We start from the raw sequence: 18398 nt of genomic DNA, 5'->3' as shown, positions 1-18398 counted from the left end.
CCGCAGGCCCTGCAGGCCGCCCTGGGGGAAACCGGCTTCAGGGGCCTGGCTTCAGGAGCTGGAAACGGAGGGGCCGTCCTCGCGGGGCAGCCACACGATGAAGCGGGTGCCGTCCGCCGCCCCTGATTCCACGGAGATGCGCCCGCCGTGGGCCATGGCGATCTGCCGGACGATGAAGAGCGACAGCCCCAGCCCGTCGTCCGCAGCGCACACGGCGCGGTGCTTGAACGGCTCGAAGAGGGTGCCCTGGTACTCCGGCGGCACCCGGCAGTCCGGGTCGTGCACCTGCACCGTCACACTGTCCCAGCGCCCCGTCAGTTGGAGCACCACGGAAGAGGCCGCCGGGCCGTGGTGCAGGGCGTTGCCCACCAGCGAGTCCATCAGCTGGAAGAGCCGGTCGCCGTCCCAGGTGCCCTTCAGGTCGCCGCTGGTGACCAGCCGGATGTCGCGCCCCGGGTGGGCCCGCTGCCGGTCCGCCAGGACGCGCTCGGCCAGCTGTCCCAGGTGGACGGGGGTGGGGTGCACGGGCAGGCCGTTGGACAGCCGGGCGCGGGTGAAGTCCAGCAGCTGGTGGATCAGCCGTTCCACCCGGCGCACGCCCTGGCCCACCCGCCCTACCTGCTCCGTCAGGCCCTCGGGCATCGACGGAGCGTGCTGGAGGGCGAGCACCTCGGAGTGGAGGGACTGGAGCGGGGCCTTGAAGCCGTCCCCCGCCGCGTCCAGGAACTGGTCGCGGAAGTGCTCCATCCGCATCAGGCGCTCCTCGGCGGCCTTGCGGATGCTCACGTCCCACACCGCGCCCATGCGCACCGCGCGGCCCTGGAAGGTGGCGGGCCGGCCCATGACCTCCACGGGGATGCGGCGGCCGTCGCGGTGGAGCACCGCCAGCTCGTACGGGGCCTCCAGGCCGCGCTCCATCACGTCCCGCGCGCGGGCGCGGAACTCCGGCGCCACGCAGTCCAGGATGTTCCGGCCGATCAGCTCCGCCGTCTCGTAGTAGCCCAGGAGGCGCCCCAGGCCGGGGCTGATTTCCAGGAACTGCCCGCGGTCGTGGAAGAAGTACCCGTCGCAGGAGACCTCCACGATGGAGCGCATGTGCTCCTCGCTCGCGCGCAGCGCCGCTTCCTCACGCAGGCGCGTGGAGGAGTCCTTCAGCAGCAGCACCACGCCCGCCGGGCCCGCCGGCATCGCGCTCACGGTCAGGTGGCGCAGCGTGCCCACCTCGCCGAAGCGGCCCGACACCAGCTCCTCCGCCACGCGCTCACCGGACTGCGCCCGCGCCATCAGCGGCGACAGGGGGGCCGCCAGGCCCGGCCACGCCTCCGTCAGGTAGCGCCCCACGCACAGCTGCGACGGCCGGCCGCACAGCGACGCCAGCAGGTCGTTCATCCAGAGGAGGCGGGAGTCCCCGTCCACCAGCGCCACCCCCCAACCCGGCGCGTTGAGCAACGCACCCAGGAATGGCAGGGTCTCCTCGGGAACCCCCGGGGACGGAAGGGCTCCGGGAAGCCGTTGGAACACAGGCTGCGGCATGGGCGGGTCGTCTCGGAAAACGCGGGCTTGTCCGCGTTGCCCAGAAGTATACCCATTCCCCGGGCCGACGGGAAATACAGGTTTGACTAGGACTGCGGGGCAAACTGGACAACCCGGCACGTCGGCCGCACCGGGGGTGAGGATGGGCGGACTACTTCAGCTGGCGGCGCATCTCTTCCAGCTGGGTGCGCAGGCTGCCGTCGTAGAGGGTGCCACCGACCTGGGCGGCCACGCCGCCGAGCAGCGCCGGGTCCACGCGGGTCTCCAGCACGACGTTGCGCTGGGTGAGCTGCTGGAGCGACTGCTGGAGGCGGGTGACGGCGTCCGGCGTGAGCGGGACGGCGCTGGTGACCTGACCCCGGACGCGGCCCGCGCGGGCATCCGCCATGTCGCGGTAGAGCCGGGCGATGTCGGGCAGGTAGCCCAGGCGGTTGCGGTCCACCAGGAGGCGCAGCGCGTTGGCCAGCGCGGGCTCCGCGGGGGAGGGCATGGCCTGGAGCAGCGCCTCCACCACGCGGTTGCGCTGGGCGCGGCTGTAGATGGGGTTGAGCAGCACGTCCGACAGGTCGGGGCTCTGGCCCACGACGGCTGCGAAGGCGTTGAGCTGCTCGGCGACGGCGTCGGTGCGGTTGCCTTCCGCTGCGACGTCGAGGATGGCGCGGGCGTAGCGGCGGGCGATGGAGACGTTCACCATGACGCTGGCGCCCTTAGCATGGGGCGTCCCTGGCGGCAATGATGCCGGCGCGGGTCCCGGACCCGGCCCCTGGCACCGGCGGGCAGGGGAGCACACTCCGGGTGTGCGCTGGTGGCCGTCCCCCGGCCCCCGGAGTCATGTACCCGCACGGCAACGGACGGCCTGGGTGGAACAGGACTTGGCGGAAGCAGGCGCTTACCCATAGCGTGGGCCTACCCCCGCGCCATGCAAGAACCTGTCATCGGCATCGACCTGGGCACCACCAACAGCGTCGTCGCGACCGTGGAAGACGGCCGTCCGCGCCTCATCCCCTCGCGCTCGGGAGGACGCCTCACGCCCTCGGTGGTGGGCCTCACCCGGGCGGGCGACCGCCTGGTGGGGCAGCCGGCCCAGGCCCTGGGGGAGGAGCACCCGGACGCGGTGGTGTGGGCCACCAAGCGCTTCCTGGGACGCCGCTACACGCCGGAGCTGGTGCAGCAGGCGAAGGCGGTGGTGCCCTATCCGCTGGTGGCCGGCCCCACGGGCGACGTGCGCGTGAAGCTGTCCGGCCGCGTGCTGCCCGTGGCGCAGGTGTCCGCCTTCATCCTGGGCGAGCTGCGCCTGGACGCGCAGGCGCACTTCGGGCGCGACGTGCGCAAGTGCGTCATCACCGTCCCCGCGAACTTCGACGACAACCAGCGCCAGGCCACGCGGGAGGCGGCGGCCATCGCGGGGCTGGAGGTCGTGCGGCTGGTCAATGAGCCCACCGCGGCGGCGCTGGCGTACGGCCTGTCGCGCGGCTTCGAGGGCAGCGCGCTGGTGTTCGACCTGGGCGGCGGCACCTTCGACGTGTCCATCCTGGACGTGAAGGCGGGCGTCTTCGAGGTGAAGGCCACCGGCGGCGACCACGCGCTGGGCGGCGAGGACTTTGATCAGCGCATCGTCCAGTGGCTGCTGGCGCAGGTGGAGGACTCCTTCCAGGAGGCGGTCTCCAGGGACGCGCAGTCCCTGCGGCGCCTGAAGGTGGCGGCGGAGGCGGCCAAGCGCGAGCTGACCGAGTCCGAGGAGGCCACCATCTCCGTGTCCGGCCTGGGGGACCACACCGCGGGCGTGAAGCGCTTCACGGAAATCAACACCGCGCTCACGCGCAGCTTCTTCGAGACGCTGTCGGAGCCGCTGTCGCGCCGCTGCCTGGAGGTCTGCCAGAACGTGATGGCGGAGGCGCGGATGGATCCGCGCTCGGTGGACGTGGTGCTGCTGGTGGGCGGGATGACCCGCGTGCCCCTGGTGCGCCGGCTGGTGGCGGACTTCTTCGGCCGCGCGCCCTCCACGGACGTGCACCCGGACGAGGCCGTGGCGCTGGGCGCCGCGGTGCAGGCGGACGAGCTCATCCGGCAGGCGGGCCAGGCGCTGCTGCTGGACGTGGCCAGCCAGAGCCTGGGCGTGGGCGTGATGGGCGGGCGCGTGAAGCGGCTCATCCCCAAGAACACGGGCGTGCCGGTGGTGGCGCGCGACATCTTCTACCCGGGCACCTCCGGCCAGGCCGAGGCGCGCATCCCCGTGTACCAGGGGGAGAGCGAGTTCCAGGACGAGAACCACAAGCTGGGCGAGGTGGTCCTCAAGAACCTGCACGTCGCCGCGCGCGGAGAGACGCCGCTGGAGGTCGTCTTCGAATTGTCCGGTGAGGGCATCCTCGCGGTGAAGGCCACCGACCTGACCTCCGGCAACATGGACTTGGTGCGCCTGGAGGCCCGGGCCACCCTGCCGCAGGGCGAGGCGGAGAAGCTGGGCCAGGAGCAGTCCCACTACGCCCAGGCGCAGGGCGTGGTGGACGCGCGCAAGGCGGAGGAGACCTTCCGCAAGCTATTGGAGCGCGGGGAGAAGCTCGCCCGCCTGCTCCAACAGAGCGCCCGGGAGAACCCCAGCCCGGAGGCCGAGACGGCCGTGGGCACCGTGCAGCAGCTGTTGGTGGGCGGCAAGGACGCGCTGGCCGCGGGAGACGCCGCGCAGTGCGCCTTGATTGCACGCCAACTCACGAAGTTGCTGTCCGGTCGCGCGGAACCCCGCGGCTGACATCCCGCGTAACGCGAAAAAGGCGTCCACCAGCGCACGTTGTGGCGCCGGGTGCGTGGTGCGTTTCGCGGAGTCCGCCTATCTCCGGAAGTCATGATGACCCCCGTCTTTTCTCCCCGCCCGAGAGACCTGGTCTTCGTGGTGGACGACTCGCGGACGGCGCGAGACGTGATGCGGCTGCACCTGTCGCGCATGGGCTGCGACGTGGTGGGGCTGGAGGGGGCGGATGCGTGCCTGGCGGAGCTCGCGCAGCGGGTGCCGGCGCTGATCCTCATGGACCTGCACCTGGAGAAGCTCCAGGGGGACGAAGCCTGCCGCATGGTGAAGGCGCACCCCGCCGGCCGCAACGTGCCGGTGGTGATGTTCACCGCCGCGGACGAACCGCATGAGGTGATGCACTGCGGGCGCGCGGGCGCGGACGACTTCCTGCCCAAGCCGGTGAGCCAGGAGGCGCTGGCGGCGAAGGTGGCCGCGGTGCGCCTGTCGCGCGAGCGCGCCTGGACGGGCCCTCCGCGCGGGCGGGGCGTGCTGCTGGTGGAGGGCGGCCGGTTCCTGCACACCTTCCTGGGCGGAGCGCTGGAGCACGAAGGCCTGCACGTGCTCTACGCCAAGGACCTGGACGACGCGGCGGCGCAGGCCAGCACCCACGGCGAGCGGCTGGACGGCTTCGTGGTGGACGTGTCGCGGCTGCCTCGCGAGGCCATGGCGCTGGCCACGCGTCTGCGCGAGCAGTTCCCCCGCAAGCCGCTGGTCCTGATGTCGCGGGTGGAGGAGGCGCCGGACGTGCTGGAGCGCGCGCAGGAGCTGAGCGGCGCGCCGCTGCTCCTCAAGCGCCAGCTGGGCGCGGACGAGCTGCTGGCCAAGGTGATGGCGCGCCTGTCGCCGGCCACGGTCCCCCTGCGGGCCGCGGAGCGGGTGCCCTTCTTCACCGTGGTGGAGTTCAACACGCAGGGCGGCCCCACGCTCAGCGGCTTCAGCCACGACGCCAGCCCCCAGGGGCTCTTCGTGCGCACGCTCACGCCCGCGCGCGAGGGCTCGCGGCTGTCCCTGCGCCTGGTGATGGCCGGCCAGCGCACGCCCTGCGAGGCGCAGGCGGTGGTGGCGTGGTGCAACCCGCCCGGGATGGGCAGCGCGTTCCGCTCGCAGACGGGCATGGGCTTGAAGCTGGAGGGCATGGACGCGCAGCTGCAGCAGCGCTTCGTGCGCTTCGTGCCCCAGACCCTCGGTTTTCCTGGTGCCGGCACCGCGCGCGCCTCAGGTTTCTGAGAGCGGCGGGTGCCCCCTGGGGCGCCGTAACCCCCCGCAATCCCAGACAGCCCAGGCGAGATTCCCCCCTGGCATGGGCGTGGCAATGCGCTGCGCCCCGCGAGGCTTTCGAGGGAGGATTCACGCATGCGTCTACGTCTTTTCGGAACGGTGGGGCTCACGCTCCTGGCGGTGGGGTGCGGTGACGGGGGCAAGGCGCCGGAGGGCCTGGACAACGAACCCGTGCAGCAGTCGCTGAAGCTGGAGACCTTCAACGACTGCACGGCGCTGGAGCAGTACATCGAGGACGCCGCGTCCAAGCAGATGCGCGCCAGCCTGGAGCAGCAGAAGCCCGGCTATTGGGAGCGCTTCGGCCGGGGAGGGCGCGGCGGCGTCGTCTTCGGGCCGATGCCCGCGGAGGACTCGGCGGGCGGCGGCGCGACGGCGGGCGGCGGCAGCGCGGCGCCGAAGGACTCCACCGGCACCAACAACCAGGTGGAGGGCGTGCACGAATCCGACTTCGTGCAGAACGACGGCACGCGCATCTTCGTGCTGTCCGGCAACCGGCTGTACGCGCACCGCTCGTGGCCCGCGGAGCAGCTCACGCTGGCGGCGACGCTGGAGGTGGAGGGCTGGCCCCGGGAGATGCTGCTCGACGAGCACGGCCGGCTGGTCATCATCTCGCAGGTGGCGCAGTCGCTGCCGGGCACCCCGGCGAAGCCCGGCGGGAGCGTGGGCGGGGGCATGGTCCCCGTCGCGGACATCGCCTGCTACGGCTACGGCTGCGGCTACTACAACGCCGACAGCACCAAGGTGACCACGGTGGACGTGTCGGACGTGGCGCACCCCACGGTGGTGGATCAGCTCTACCTGCCCGGCGTCTTCAACCAGGCGCGCCGCGTGGACAGCAACGTGCGGCTGGTGCTGGCGGACGCGTTCCGCTGGCCGGAGGACGTGAAGTTCTGGGTGGACTACTCGGAGGACCTCTACAAGGACGAGGACAAGCTCGAGAAGGCCATCGACGCGCTCATCGCCAGCAACGAGAAGAGCATCCGCGCGAACACGCTGGACCAGTGGCTGCCCGCGGGCCGGCACGTGGACGCGGCGGGCGTGACGACGCCGCTGCCCACGTCCTGCGGTGACTTCTACCGGAGCAACGCGCCGTCCACGCTGGGCTTCGTGACGGTGGCCTCGCTGGACCTGGACGCGCGCACCGCGGCGCCGGGACGCACCAGCCTGGTGGCGGAGCCGGGCACGGTGTACGCGTCCAGGGAGTCGCTGTACCTGGCGCACCAACACTCCTGGTGGTGGCCGATGCCCGGGCAGAAGGACTTCACCTACCTGCACAAGTTCGACCTGAGCCAGCCGGGCCGCGCGGTGTACGTGGGCTCCGGCACGGTGGAGGGCGCGCCCGTCAACCAGTTCGCCCTGGATGAGTACGAAGGCGTGCTGCGCCTGGCCACCACGGTGACGACGCGCCTCCCGGAGCCGGACCATGCGGACTGGTGGTGGGGCCGCACCACGACGGCCAGCCGCGTGACGACGCTGGGCGTGAAGAACGGCCGTCTGGCGGAGCTGGGCCGCAGCGAGGACCTGGCGGAAGGCGAGCGCATCTTCAGCGCGCGCTTCGTGGGCCCGCGCGGCTACGTCGTCACCTTCCTCCAGGTGGATCCGCTCTTCACCTTCGACCTGAGCGACCCCGCCCACCCGCGCAAGGTGGGTGAGCTGAAGGTGCCCGGCTTCTCCACGTACATGCACCCGGTGGGCGACCACCACCTGCTGACGCTGGGCATCCAGACGTCGGCGCCGAACGGCGGCTGCTGCGGGACGAGCACGCTGAAGCTGTCCCTCTTCGACGCGAGCGACATGGCGCACCCGAAGGAGGTCGCCACGCAGCTGGTGGGCGAGGCCTACGGCTGGAGCGAGGCCCTCTACGAGCACAAGGCCTTCAACTACTTCGCGGCCAAGGGGCTGGTGGCCATCCCGTTCACGGACTACTCCAGGTCCTATTCGTCCTACGAGGACTACTGGCAGGGCTTCCGCACGGAGCTGCGCGTGTTCCGCGTGGACCTGGGGGCGGGCATCTCCCCGGTGGGCTCGGTGCCCATGTCGGACCTGTTCAGGACGACCGGGTATCCGCAGTGGAGCTACTCCTACGTGCCGGACGTGCGCCGCAGCGTGATGGCGGATGACTACGTCTACGCCATCAGCGACGCGGGGGTGCGCGTGTCGAAGGTGGACCGCCTCCAGACGCCGCTCGTCACGGTGCCGTTCCCCGTCAGCACACCCTGACGCAGGAGGGAGGGCAGTCAGGCGGGAGAAGGGATTGCGTCGCTTGCACCGACGCGCTCCCTTCCCTATAGGCCCGCCATGCCGCCCGAAGCCGCCGAGCCCTCCGTGTCGTCCTCCCCCCCGGCCCGCGGCATCCGGGGGGAGCTGCGCGCCCTGCTGGCGCTGGCGGTCCCCCTGTGCATCGCGCAGGCCGGCCAGTCCCTCATGAGCGTGACGGACACCTTCATCGTCGGGCGGGCCGGCACGTCCGCCCTGGCGGCGGTGGGCCTGAGCCACGCCCTCTTCTTCGCCGTCAGCAGCTTCGGCATGGGGCTGATGATGGGCGTGGACCCGCTGGTGTCCCAGGCCATTGGCGCGGGCAACCCGGTCCGCGCCCGGGACGTGCTCTGGCAGGGCGTGTGGTTGTCCGCGTTCGTGGGGGTGGTGCTGTGGGCGGTGCTCATCAGCACGCCCGCGGCCCTGCCGTGGGTGGGCGTGGCGGAGGAGCAGATCGTCCAGGTGCGCGCCTTCCTGCACTTCCGGGCGCCCAGCCTGCCCCTGATGCTCATCTTCCTCACGGTGCGCGCGTACCTGCAGGCCATCGGGATGCCCCGGCCGCTGGTGGTGTCCGCAGTGCTGGCCAACGTGGTCAACGTGATGCTGGTGCCGCTGTTCGTCTTCGGCGGCCAGTCGTTGCCCGCGTGGGCGGGGCCCCTCACCCACGTGCCGGCCATGGGCGCGGCGGGCGCGGCGCTGTCCACGCTGCTGTGCACGGCGATGGAGGTGATCATCGTCGCGCGGGCGGTGCAGGCCATCGCGGTGCCGGGCAGGCCGTCACGCAAGCCGGTGAAGGCGGACCAGCTCCGGGCCTTCCGGGTGGGGCTGCCCATTGGCCTGCACATCGCGGCGGAGGTGGGTGTGTTCGCGCTGGCGGGCGTGCTGGCCGCGAAGCTGGGGACGGTGAGCGTGAGCGCGCACCAGATCGCCCTCTCCTACGCCAGCCTCACCTTCACCATGGCGCTGGGCATCGGCAACGCGGGCAGCGTGCGCGTGGGCTGGGCCGTGGGCGCCCATGACACGCCGCAGGCCCGGCGCAGCGGGCTGATGGCCTTCGCCGTCGGCGCGGTGGTCATGTCGCTCGGCGGGCTCGTGTTCGCGCTCTTCCCCCAGGGCCTGGCGAAGCTGGCCGGGGCGCCGCCGGAGGTGCTGCCGCTCCTGCTGCCCCTCCTGATGGTGAGCGCCATCTTCCAGGTCTTCGACGGCGTGCAGGGCGTGGGCGCGGGCGTGCTGCGCGGCGCCGGCCAGACGCGCTTCACCTTCGTGGCCAACATCGTGGGCCACTACGCCGTGGGCCTGCCCCTGACGCTGCTCCTGGGCTTCCACCTGGGCATGGGCGTGCTGGGCATCTGGTGGGGCCTGTGCGCGGGCCTCATCACCGTGGCCGCCGCCGTGCTGTGGCGCTTCTGGCGCGTCAGCGCCGGCACCCTCCGGCCCCTGGAGGGATGAGGGGTTTTTGGGGTAAAATTATGGTGCGGGTGAAAAGTCCAAGAATCTAGGAAACGGACGCAACCTGGATCGGGAAGACCCGACAATTGGCGCAGGAGCTTACATGTCCAACTACCGCATCCGCCCTGGCGACACCCTCTCTGGCCTCGCTGCCCGCTTCGGCACCACCGTTTCGAAGCTGGCGAAGGACAACAACATCTCCAACCCGGACCTCATCTTCTCGGGCAACAACCTGAAGATTGGCCACTCGGGCAAGGACAGCTTCGACGCGGGTGGCGGACGTCAGGGCGTGCGCGGGGGCAACACGGGCGGCATGGACGTGGGCGGACCGACGGGCGCGGGTCCCAGCAGCGCGAGCGACAAGATGCGCCGGCTGGCGGACGCGGCGCGCTCGGCGGCCATGGGCATGGGCGGCTACAACAGCCAGGGCCTGTGCGCCACGGGCGTGAGCCGGGCCATCCGCAACTCGATGGGCATCGGCGTGTCGGGCAACGGCAACCAGATTGACAACAACCTGCCGCGCGACAAGTTCCGCCAGGTGAACATGTCCCTGGAAGAGGCGCTGAAGACCCCAGGCCTCGTGCTCACCTGGGAGAGCACCTCCTCGCGCCTGGGCAGCATCTACGGCCACACGGCCGTCACCCTGGGCGACGGCCACTCGTCCGCCAGCGACTTCATCGAGCGCAACACGACGAACAACGGCCGCACGGGCTTCAAGGTGTTCATGCCCATCGAGTAGCCCTCCGGCTCCTCACGATGGCGCATCACGCGAGCCTCCGGGTCCTTCCGACCGGAGGCTTTGTCGTGTCCGGCGGCGCGGTGCTCAGGCCGGCAGGTACTGGCGGATCATCTGCCGCCACACGGGCCAGTCGTGGGTGCCGCCGTCCCAGATGGACAGGTCGTTGCGGATGTCCTTCTGCCAGAGGACCTTGGAGAGGTTCTCGTTGGAGGAGCGGCAGAAGTCGTGCTCGCCCACGGCCAGGGTCATCTCCACGCGGCGCAGGGCGGACAGGCGCCCCGGGTCGTTCAGGCCCGTCAGCCACTGGGGCGCGGTGTGGAAGTACACCTGTTCGTCGTGGTGGCCGTCGAGGAAGTCCTCCGTCTCGAACTTGCCGCCCATGGAGATGAGGCGCTGGAAGACGTCCGGGTGGCGCAGGCCCACGTTGTACGTGTGGAAGCCGCCCAGGCTGCACCCGGCGAGCGTGAGCCGGCCTCCCGCGGCGCGGCCCCGGACGAGCGGCACCGCCTCGTGGACGAGGTAGTCCTCCCACTGGGCATGGCGGGCCACGCGCACGGCGGGGGCGACGTCCTTGTTGTACCAGGACTCTTCATCCACCGAGTCCACGCACATCACGACGTAGCGGCCCGCGGCGATGCAGTCCGCGATGGCGCCGATGAGGCCGAAGTCCTCGGCCTGGTAGAAGCGGCCCTTGCTCGTGGGCACCAGGATGATGGGCTCGCCCGAGTGCCCGTACACCAGCGCTTCCATGTCCCGGTTCAACCTCGGGCTGTACCAGCGGTGGTATTCGCGGTTCATGGCCGGCACCTTAACCGGCGCGTTCGCGGCGCAAGCGAGGCGGCCACACGGACGCGCTCGGGTCAGCCGCCAGTGAACACCTGCCGGGCGTTCTCCACACCCCGCCACGGGGCAAGAAAGACATCCGCCTCCCTCGCGATGAGCTCCAGCGAGGCGGTCAGCTCGTGTCCGTCATCCACCTCCACCAGACGGACGTGGCGCTTGCCCTTCGCCCACTCGCGCGAATAGCGCACGTCGCAGGTGTCGTCCTGGCGGCCGTGGACGATGAGGGTGGGCACGCGCACGTCGGGCCAGGGGCCGCGCTTCGCGTCCATGGCCTGGGCCTCCTCCACGATGCCGTGGTGCACGCGCGTGCGGCGCTTCTCCGCGTGGTCGTCCGTCTCCAGGAAGCCCGTGCGCTTCCACTCCGCCCAGGCGTGAGGGCCCATGCGGCGCTGGAGCTGCTCCACGAAGTGGAAGGCCGGGGCCAGCAGCACCAGTGCGCCCACGCGCGCGTCCTGCTCCGCGGTGCGCGCGGCGACGAGCCCGCCCAGGCTGGAGCCGATGACGACGGCGCGGTCGTTGGGCGCGCCCAGCGCGTCCCTCACGGTGTCCAGCATGGCGTGCAGGCCCAGGTGCTCCAGCGACGGCACGCGCAGGTTGAGGCGCTCCAGGGGGATGCCCTGCTTCGCCCAGTGCGCGTCCAGCCAGACGCCCTTGGCGGAGAGGGGGCCGGAGGCGAAGCCGTGCAGGTAGAGCCAGCGAGGACCGGAGGTGGGGTGCGGCGCGTTCATGGGCGGGCCACTGTATCCGTACCTGTACCCGCGCCCGCTAGAAGCGCAGCACGGGCCCGGCGACGATGCTCTGGAGCGGCTTGGCGCACATGTTCACGCTCACTCCCGCGCTGGCGCCGGTGTTGTCCGCGTCCTTCGTGAACTTCACGTCGCAGAACTGGATGGCCGTGGCGACGGAGATGCCCCACCGGTCGGAAATCCACCCGTCCAGGCCCACGCGGAAGGCCATGCTGGTGACGTCGAAGTCCTCGCGGCGCAGCTGGCCCAGGCTGTCGGGCGTGAAGGGCTGCGACCAGCTCTTCGCCAGCCGCGCGCCCACCCACGGCGTCACCGGCTTGTCGCCCAGGAAGCGCAGGCGGGCTTCCAGGCCCACGGCCGTGTAGTCCAGCTGCACGCGGCTCATCTCGGAAGGGTTCTGGGCCTCCGCGAACTGCTGGCCCCAGGTCTGGGTCGTCTCGAAGACGACGCCCAGGGACAGGCCCGGCGGTGTCTCCACGGCGAGCCACGCCTGGAGTGCGGGCCCCTTGGCGCGCCACTCGCTGAAATGATCCAGGGTGATGCCTGCTCCCACGGAGGCATAGCCATGCCATCCGTCCGCGACCGCTGGCCCCGCGCCCAGCACGCCTGCCAGGGCCAGCCACTTCCACTTCGTATCCATGCCGCCACTGTATGCCGGACCGGGGGCGAGGCTAGGCTGCCTGCCATGTCCGTTTCTTTCGAGGTCGCGGCAGCCGAGGTCCGCGACGCGCTCACCGACGCAAGCCGGGGTCTGGTGGAGCGCGAGGCGATGGTGGAGCTGGTGGCGCTGTCGGCGGTGGCGGGCGAGCACCTGCTCGTCGTGGGCCCGCCGGGCACGGCCAAGAGCGAGGCGGTGCGCAGGACGTCACGCGCGCTGGGCGGCGCCTACTTCGAATACCTGCTGGGCCGCTTCACGGAGCCGTCCGAAATCTTCGGGCCGGTGGACCTGCGCAAGCTGCGCGAGGGGCTGGTGGAGACGGAGACGGCGGGCATGCTGCCGGAGGCGGAGGTGGCCTTCCTGGACGAGGTGTTCCTGGGCTCCACCGCCATCCTCAACACGCTCCTGGGCCTGCTCAACGAGCGCACCTTCCGGCGCGGCCACACGCGCATGCAGTGCCCGCTGCGCGTGTGCGTGGGTGCGTCCAACGCGCTGCCGGAGGACGACGCGCTGGCCGCGTTCGCGGATCGCTTCCTCGCGCGCATCTTCGTGGAGCCGGTGCCGGATCCGCGGCTGGAGGAGCTGCTGGAGGGCGGCGCGTCGCTGTGGGCGGACGCGGCGCCGCGCGTGGCGTCGCTTGCGTCCCTGGACGTGGTGTCCCAGGCGGCGCGGCGCGCGGACCTGGGGCCGGTGCGTCCCCACCTGGCGCAGGCGCTGCGGACGCTGCGCGCGGCGGGCATCGCGCTGTCGGACCGGCGCGCGGTGAAGGTGCAGCGGCTGGTCGCGGCGGCGGCGGCGCTGGCGGGGCGCACGACGCCGGGCGTGGCGGACCTGTGGCCGCTCGTCTACGCGGTGCCCACGAAGGAGGCGCAGGCGCTGGCGCGCGACGTGCTGCGCGACGTGCTGTCCGCGTCGGAGAACCCGGCGCTGCCGGCCGCGGCGCTGGAGGCGAGCGCGGGGCCGCTGGCCCGGGCGCAGCGCATCGCACAGGCGGGGCAGGCGTTGCTGGAGGCGCGGCCCACGGAGGCGGACGCGGTGGCTGCGTGGCGGCTCAAGCTGGAGGGCGTGGCGCGCGAGATGGACGCGGGCTTCGCTCCGGAGGCGTTGCCGCAGGCCCTGCGGGAGCTGCGTGGTGCGCTGGCGGCGTTGCTGGAGGACGCGAGCACTCGCGCGGCGTGACCCAGGGCCGGAAGTCCTTCCGGAATTCCGGGGGAATCCAATGGATGCGGAGCGCCGTATTGGTGGCTGCCAGCGGGACGGCCGCCTTCGGTGCGGCGCACCGAAGGCATTCCATCCATGGGAGACACTTCATGCGAAACACCTTCGCGGCGCTGGCGCTTGCCTCGGCGGCCCTGTTGGCGGGCTGTGGCGACGATGACGACAACGACATGCCGGACGCTGGCACCAGTTACATGCCCACGGGCACGGGCCCGGGCACGTCGCTGCGCTGCACGAGCAGCAACAAGAACGCGTGGGACACGTTCGGTGCGAACGCGTTCGTCGCGGTGAACAAGTCCATTGTCGCGAAGACGCTGGCGGAGCTGAACGGCCCCAACGGCACGGCGAACCTGGGCGAGTCCTTCACCCATATCGGTGATGACAGCAAGGGCCCGGCGTACGCGGACGACGCGGCCACCTTCGAGGGCAAGCTGGCGGCGTTCCTCGTCTATGCCTACGGCGGTCCGGAATCCATCATGTACGCGGACGGCAAGACGTACGCGGGCCCGCAGAACATGGCGGCGGCGCACCTGGGCATGGCCATCACCAACTCCCAGTACGACTACTTCATCGCGAACATGGTGGTGCCGGCGCTCACGGACAACGGCGTGACGGCCGCGGACGTGTCCTCCTGCTTCGCTCCCATCGTGACGGACGCGGCGTTCAAGGCGTCCATCGTCGGCAAGTAGTCACACCTCCGGAGGGCACCATGACTCGCATCGTTCTGCCGCGGGGCGTGCGCCGCATGCTGTTCTCCACCGTGGGGGTGGCCGGGCTGTTCACGGCGGTGATGGGCTTCGCCCATACGCCGTCCGGCCGGCCGCTCCTGAGGTGGATGGGCATGTCCATGCCGCAGGCCGCGTCCGCGGCGGGGTGCCCGCTGGGGTACGACGTGAAGCAGAGCCCCGAGCAGAAGGAGGCCGCGAGGATGCGCTTCGCGGCCTCCAACCGGGGCGAGAGCCCCGCGCTGGCCCGGCCCGCGCTGGGGTTCGACCTGGAGGGGACGACGCGCGAGTCCCTGCTCCAGTGGGCGGAGGCGCACGGGGTGAAGTGCACGGTGCCGCGCAGCCAGGGGGACCTGGACTGTGAAGACGTACCGGCGGCGCTGTTCCCAGGGCTGAAGCGTGAAGCGGCCATCCGGAACCTGTGGGTCACGTTCGGCGCGGATGACCGGCTGGTGTCTGTGATTGCCGTGAGCCGGGCGGTGGACCCGGAGCCCATCAGCGCGACGTTCCGCGAGGCGAACGCGACGCTGGCGACGCTGGCGGGTCCGCCCATGAAACAGGCCGGGGACGGCAGCGTGGAGGAGCTGCGGCAGGGACTGCTGCGGCAGGCGAGCGCGGAATACCGCTTCCAGGACTTCTACGCGCTCACCCGCGTCACCAACATGGGGGACGGGTTCGTGCTGACGGAGGAGTACCGCGCCCTGCCGAAGCTCGCGGCGCGGGAGCTGCCGTCACCGTGAGGTGGGCTTGTCATCCAGGCCATCCTTCAAAGGCATCCCATCCTTCGGGAGGCGCATGAAACCCGAGAGCGTCCAAGCACTGCCGTGAAGGGAACATCCAGTCTGCGCCTGAAAGGTGTTCGGGAGGAGTCTGGGTCACGGTGTCCGCGAGCGCGCGCACCTGGGGCGACGCGGCTCGGAAGCGCTCCGCGTCGGGGCTTCCCATGGCCCGTTCGCAGAACGAAGCAAGCGCGAGCAGTCGTGCGTCGAGCGCCTCACGCAGCGCGGCTGGCGGAGCCTGTGTGGACCATCGCTTATAGAGGCGAGGCGCAGCCAGTACGGTCAGGAGGTTGAGCGCCTCCATCACCTGGGTTGCTTCTTGTTCCCACGAGGATTCATCCACAGAAGGGTCCAAGGCGTGCGTTGAAGGGCAACGTGTGAAACAGCAAGGCCTTCCCGGTGACGGTTTCACCGCTCATGCACGTGTAGACGGCCCAGCCCTTGATGGCGATGTTCTCCGTGCCCTTGATGAAACAGTAGGGGCACTTGCCTTCGCCGCAGCTTGAAACGAAGCAGGCGGTGCTGCCGCAGGGAACAGTCGCGGGCCATCCTCGGGCGGTGCAGCCAGGCGCCCTCGTCAAGGGCGGGTCCGCGGCGGCGAGCTGAGATTGCGATGCCGCGAGCACGACGAGTCCCATCAGCAGACGTCTCAGTCTCAGGCGCTCATGGCGTTGCAATGCATCCTCCTTCACTTCGGCGTGTCAGAGAGACTACCTTGCTTGTTCGCCCGGCTGACGCGCCGTGGGGCGTCCTCAAGCGTTGGAGTGATGCGCGGGAGCTGCCGTCACGGTGAGGTGGAGTGCTCGACGTAGTGCGCGAGCTTCGCCAGCGACATCCGCCAGCCCAGCTCGTTGTCGGCGGGCGGCACGCCGGACGGCAGCCCTTCGTGCACGGCGAGGAGGTCGGTGCCCCCGTCCTCCGCGCCGGTGAGCGTGAAGGTGATGATCATCTCTCCGCGAAGCGCGGGGTCGGTCGTTTCAAATTCGGTGGTCTCGACGACCTGTTCGTCCGGCACGAGCTTCACGAAGCGGCCGTGATGCGTGTCGGTGTGCGCGGTCGTCTTGCCGGTCCCCGAAGGCGCGTCGTAGGTGAGCGAGATGCGGAACGCGCCGCCTTCATGGGGCTCGAACACATGCACGTGGCTGGTCATGCCGTCGGGCACCATCCACGTCGCGACCGCGCGGGCGTCAATCAGGGCGCGGTAGACGCTTGAACGAGGGGCCTTCACGTGTTGGCGGATCCGGGTCGTGCTCATGCGGGGGAGCATGGGCAGGGGCTCGGTGCGCTGTACAGCGGGAGCTGCCCGGACCGTTTCGTCCCCTGGGGGAGGCGGTTTAGAGTGGCGGGGTGAACAACGGGCGCGGGATGCGCGGAAGCATGAGGCCGCCACCGGAGCCGGCCGTCGCGGGGCTCCCCGTGCGCTGGCGTCCCCGGGTCCTGCCCCTGGAGCCCGTGGCCGTGGCGGGTGCGGGCTCCGTGGCGCTCGCGCTGGGACACCGTGCTTCGCGTGCGGACGACGCGGCGCTGGCCGCGTGGACCGGCGTCGCGGGCCCGGAGGTGCTCGTGCTGCTGGGGGCCGCTGCTTCGCTGCCCTGGGTGGATGGCGCGGTGTACCTGGGCCGAGACCCGCTGGCTCCCGCGCTGCTGCTGCCCTGCGCGCTGGAGCCGGACGTGGCGCCTTCGTGGCTGGAGCGCGCGCTGCTCGCGGGGCAGGGGGATGCGCCGCTCGCGGTGCTGCCCGCGTCGGGCGTGCTCGTGTCCGTGGGATCGGCGCAGCCTGTCGCGCGTGCTTCGCTGACCGAGTGGCTGCTCGCCGCGGATGGCACCGGAGCCGCTTCATGACCGCCCTTCCGCTGGTCGTGTTGTCCGCATCCGGCGTGGTCGTGCGTGCTTCGCTGACCGCGTGGGTGCTCGCTGCGGATGGCATCGAGGCCGCTTCATGAGCACGCTTCCGCTGGCAGTGGTGTCCGCATCCGGAGTGGTCGCGCGTGCTTCGCGGGCCGCGTGGCTGCTCGCCTTGAATGGCGCGGAGTCCTGTTCGTGACCGCGCTGCCTCCTGTGCTGCGCCCCTGGGCGGCGCAGTTGTCGCTCTTCCCGGAGGACCTGGCGCGGCAGCTGGGGCCGCATGTCGCTCGGCTGTCGGCGGCGCTTGGGACGCTGCGCCCTCGCGGTGAGGCCGAGGGCGGTGAGCCGCAGGGCTATGACGGCCTGTCGCGCCGGGGGACGTTCGACCGTTTGCTCGTGAGTGAATGGCTCTGGGCGCTGGAGGCGCCGGAGGAGCTGGTGCGCCGCGCGGCGTTCGGTGAGCTGTCGTTCCTCAAGCCCGCGTTCCGGCAACCCCAAGGGGCGCGGCGCACCGTGGTGCTGCTGGACGTGGGACCGGATCAACTGGGCCTGCCGCGCATCGCGCACCTCGCGCTGCTGGTCGTGCTCGCGCGCCGGGCAGAGGCCGCGGGCGCGGCGTTCACCTGGGGCGCGCTCCAGACCGACCCGGCTCATGCGACCCATACGGGCCTGGGCGGCACGTCGCTCCTCGCGTGGCTCGAAGCGCGCTCCACCGCGCCTGCGTCCTCGCGGCACCTGGCCGCGTGGGGTGAGGCCTTGTCGCTTCCCCGCGCGCGCGAGGACGTGTGGCTCATCGGCTCCTCGCGTCTGGGCCGCCTGGAGGGCGCGGAGGGCATGTCCCGCGTGGAGGTCTCCGAGCCGATGGAGCCCGGCGCGCACCGGCTCACCGTGGACGTGCGGCCCTCGGCCCGTGTTCCTCGCTCGGTGGTGCTGGAGTTGCCCTCTCCGGACGACTGCCTGCGCCTGCTGCGCAACCCCTTCGCTTCCAACCGGAGCCCGGTGGGGTTGCAGTCTCGCGGGAGCGACCGGCGCATCGTGAAGTTCGCCTTCGCGGGGGATGGCCGGCGCGTGCTGCTGTTCTCCGCGAATGGCGCTGTCGAGGCCATGGCGGTGCCGCATTCGCCGCGCGCGAGCGTGCCCAGGCCCCGGCGCGTCCAGGTGCCTCCCGGCCAGACGGTCATCGCAGCCGGATGGCGCTCCTCGGGGGGATTGCTCGTGCTCGCGCGTCACAACGACACGTACGTGATGCACGGGAAGGTGCGCACGCGGGAGGGATTCCAGAAGGCGCGCTACTACGTCATGCATGACTCCACGCGGCCGGATACCGCGTCGGACGCGCTCCCGTTGAACCTCGTGAGCTGGATGGATCCGCTGGGGGGGCATGAGCAACTGTGGTTGAAGGACGGCAAGGACCGGCTGTTCTTCCTGTCGCCTCCATCCTCGATGGGGACCTCGTTGATGGAGGTGGAGGAGGAGGGTGTCTCCGCGATGGCGGTGGTGCAGTCGCACGCGCTCTGTGTGCTGCGGCCCCAGGGTGGGGGAAC

At 71.2% G+C, this 18398-nt stretch carries 17 protein-coding genes; 10 read left to right on the top strand and 7 right to left on the bottom strand.

The window, feature by feature from the left end:
- Positions 1-51: 51 nt before the first annotated feature.
- A complete protein-coding gene (locus tag D7W81_RS10060; RefSeq protein WP_120555125.1) occupies positions 52-1533 on the bottom strand; it encodes a PAS domain-containing sensor histidine kinase in 1482 nt (493 codons plus the stop codon).
- Between the two features lie 151 nt (positions 1534-1684).
- On the bottom strand, positions 1685-2227 hold the full coding sequence (atpH, locus tag D7W81_RS10055) for an ATP synthase F1 subunit delta (protein WP_120555124.1): 543 nt from the start codon (positions 2225-2227) through the stop codon (positions 1685-1687).
- Between the two features lie 225 nt (positions 2228-2452).
- On the opposite strand from atpH, the gene D7W81_RS10050 reads away from it, so the two are divergent.
- From D7W81_RS10050 to D7W81_RS10030, 5 genes are all read left to right on the top strand, one after another.
- Positions 2453-4279, top strand: a complete 1827-nt coding sequence (locus D7W81_RS10050) for an Hsp70 family protein (protein ID WP_120555123.1) — start codon at positions 2453-2455, stop codon at positions 4277-4279.
- A gap of 93 nt (positions 4280-4372) precedes the next feature.
- A complete protein-coding gene (locus D7W81_RS10045; RefSeq protein WP_244227111.1) occupies positions 4373-5545 on the top strand; it encodes a TIGR02266 family protein in 1173 nt (390 codons plus the stop codon).
- A 126-nt stretch (positions 5546-5671) separates the two neighbouring features.
- On the top strand, positions 5672-7816 hold the full coding sequence (locus D7W81_RS10040; protein ID WP_120555121.1) for a beta-propeller domain-containing protein: 2145 nt from the start codon (positions 5672-5674) through the stop codon (positions 7814-7816).
- 78 nt (positions 7817-7894) lie between these two features.
- Entirely contained in the window at positions 7895-9301 is a 1407-nt protein-coding gene (locus tag D7W81_RS10035) for an MATE family efflux transporter (protein ID WP_120555120.1), read from the top strand.
- A 103-nt stretch (positions 9302-9404) separates the two neighbouring features.
- Complete coding sequence (locus tag D7W81_RS10030; RefSeq protein ID WP_208721246.1) at positions 9405-10040, top strand: LysM peptidoglycan-binding domain-containing protein; 636 nt, start codon at positions 9405-9407, stop codon at positions 10038-10040.
- An 84-nt stretch (positions 10041-10124) separates the two neighbouring features.
- Here the strand turns inward: D7W81_RS10030 and D7W81_RS10025 are convergent, their stop codons facing one another.
- From D7W81_RS10025 to D7W81_RS10015, 3 genes are all read right to left on the bottom strand, one after another.
- Entirely contained in the window at positions 10125-10838 is a 714-nt protein-coding gene (locus tag D7W81_RS10025) for an esterase family protein (protein WP_120555118.1), read from the bottom strand.
- A gap of 62 nt (positions 10839-10900) precedes the next feature.
- Positions 10901-11611 (bottom strand): YqiA/YcfP family alpha/beta fold hydrolase, encoded by a 711-nt coding sequence (locus D7W81_RS10020; RefSeq protein ID WP_120555117.1) that lies wholly within the window; start codon positions 11609-11611, stop codon positions 10901-10903.
- Between the two features lie 37 nt (positions 11612-11648).
- On the bottom strand, positions 11649-12269 hold the full coding sequence (locus D7W81_RS10015) for a hypothetical protein (RefSeq protein WP_120555116.1): 621 nt from the start codon (positions 12267-12269) through the stop codon (positions 11649-11651).
- A gap of 45 nt (positions 12270-12314) precedes the next feature.
- Between D7W81_RS10015 and D7W81_RS10010 the strand changes: the two genes are divergently transcribed.
- The 3 genes from D7W81_RS10010 (at position 12315) to D7W81_RS10000 (ending at position 14970) form a co-directional block, all read left to right on the top strand.
- Positions 12315-13466 (top strand): AAA family ATPase, encoded by a 1152-nt coding sequence (locus D7W81_RS10010; protein ID WP_120555115.1) that lies wholly within the window; start codon positions 12315-12317, stop codon positions 13464-13466.
- 131 nt (positions 13467-13597) lie between these two features.
- A complete protein-coding gene (locus D7W81_RS10005; RefSeq protein WP_120555114.1) occupies positions 13598-14194 on the top strand; it encodes a globin family protein in 597 nt (198 codons plus the stop codon).
- A gap of 20 nt (positions 14195-14214) precedes the next feature.
- Positions 14215-14970, top strand: coding sequence for a hypothetical protein (locus D7W81_RS10000; RefSeq protein WP_120555113.1), 756 nt, complete (start codon positions 14215-14217; stop codon positions 14968-14970).
- A gap of 374 nt (positions 14971-15344) precedes the next feature.
- Here D7W81_RS10000 and D7W81_RS41900 read toward each other — a convergent pair whose 3' ends face one another.
- Together D7W81_RS41900 and D7W81_RS09995 are read right to left on the bottom strand one after the other, a co-directional pair.
- On the bottom strand, positions 15345-15647 hold the full coding sequence (locus tag D7W81_RS41900) for a hypothetical protein (protein ID WP_147445415.1): 303 nt from the start codon (positions 15645-15647) through the stop codon (positions 15345-15347).
- A 146-nt stretch (positions 15648-15793) separates the two neighbouring features.
- Positions 15794-16264, bottom strand: coding sequence for an SRPBCC family protein (locus tag D7W81_RS09995; RefSeq protein WP_120555144.1), 471 nt, complete (start codon positions 16262-16264; stop codon positions 15794-15796).
- A gap of 122 nt (positions 16265-16386) precedes the next feature.
- Between D7W81_RS09995 and D7W81_RS09990 the strand changes: the two genes are divergently transcribed.
- Together D7W81_RS09990 and D7W81_RS09985 are read left to right on the top strand one after the other, a co-directional pair.
- On the top strand, positions 16387-16851 hold the full coding sequence (locus tag D7W81_RS09990; protein WP_120555112.1) for a bpX5 domain-containing protein: 465 nt from the start codon (positions 16387-16389) through the stop codon (positions 16849-16851).
- 198 nt (positions 16852-17049) lie between these two features.
- The coding region (locus D7W81_RS09985; RefSeq protein ID WP_120555111.1) for an LpqB family beta-propeller domain-containing protein at positions 17050-18398 on the top strand (1349 nt) is incomplete at its 3' end.

Source organism: Corallococcus aberystwythensis (assembly GCF_003612165.1).
Lineage (GTDB): Bacteria > Myxococcota > Myxococcia > Myxococcales > Myxococcaceae > Corallococcus > Corallococcus aberystwythensis.
The sequence above is the reverse complement of the archived record's forward strand: the minus strand, read 5'-3'. Positions and strand labels throughout refer to the sequence as shown.

Excerpts from the sequence above, each read along its gene's own strand:
- D7W81_RS10035 (WP_120555120.1), top strand. The coding sequence starts at position 7,895 with ATGCCGCCCGAAGCCGCCGAGCCCTCCGTGTCGTCCTCCCCCCCGGCC.
- D7W81_RS41900 (WP_147445415.1), bottom strand. The coding sequence starts at position 15,647 with ATGGGACTCGTCGTGCTCGCGGCATCGCAATCTCAGCTCGCCGCCGCG.
- atpH (WP_120555124.1), bottom strand. The coding sequence starts at position 2,227 with ATGGTGAACGTCTCCATCGCCCGCCGCTACGCCCGCGCCATCCTCGAC.
- D7W81_RS10005 (WP_120555114.1), top strand. The coding sequence starts at position 13,598 with ATGCGAAACACCTTCGCGGCGCTGGCGCTTGCCTCGGCGGCCCTGTTG.
- D7W81_RS10030 (WP_208721246.1), top strand. The coding sequence starts at position 9,405 with ATGTCCAACTACCGCATCCGCCCTGGCGACACCCTCTCTGGCCTCGCT.
- D7W81_RS10000 (WP_120555113.1), top strand. The coding sequence starts at position 14,215 with ATGACTCGCATCGTTCTGCCGCGGGGCGTGCGCCGCATGCTGTTCTCC.
- D7W81_RS10040 (WP_120555121.1), top strand. The coding sequence starts at position 5,672 with ATGCGTCTACGTCTTTTCGGAACGGTGGGGCTCACGCTCCTGGCGGTG.
- D7W81_RS09995 (WP_120555144.1), bottom strand. The coding sequence starts at position 16,264 with ATGAGCACGACCCGGATCCGCCAACACGTGAAGGCCCCTCGTTCAAGC.
- D7W81_RS10050 (WP_120555123.1), top strand. The coding sequence starts at position 2,453 with ATGCAAGAACCTGTCATCGGCATCGACCTGGGCACCACCAACAGCGTC.
- D7W81_RS10025 (WP_120555118.1), bottom strand. The coding sequence starts at position 10,838 with ATGAACCGCGAATACCACCGCTGGTACAGCCCGAGGTTGAACCGGGAC.
- D7W81_RS10060 (WP_120555125.1), bottom strand. The coding sequence starts at position 1,533 with ATGCCGCAGCCTGTGTTCCAACGGCTTCCCGGAGCCCTTCCGTCCCCG.
- D7W81_RS10010 (WP_120555115.1), top strand. The coding sequence starts at position 12,315 with ATGTCCGTTTCTTTCGAGGTCGCGGCAGCCGAGGTCCGCGACGCGCTC.
- D7W81_RS10015 (WP_120555116.1), bottom strand. The coding sequence starts at position 12,269 with ATGGATACGAAGTGGAAGTGGCTGGCCCTGGCAGGCGTGCTGGGCGCG.
- D7W81_RS10045 (WP_244227111.1), top strand. The coding sequence starts at position 4,373 with ATGATGACCCCCGTCTTTTCTCCCCGCCCGAGAGACCTGGTCTTCGTG.
- D7W81_RS10020 (WP_120555117.1), bottom strand. The coding sequence starts at position 11,611 with ATGAACGCGCCGCACCCCACCTCCGGTCCTCGCTGGCTCTACCTGCAC.
- D7W81_RS09990 (WP_120555112.1), top strand. The coding sequence starts at position 16,387 with ATGAGGCCGCCACCGGAGCCGGCCGTCGCGGGGCTCCCCGTGCGCTGG.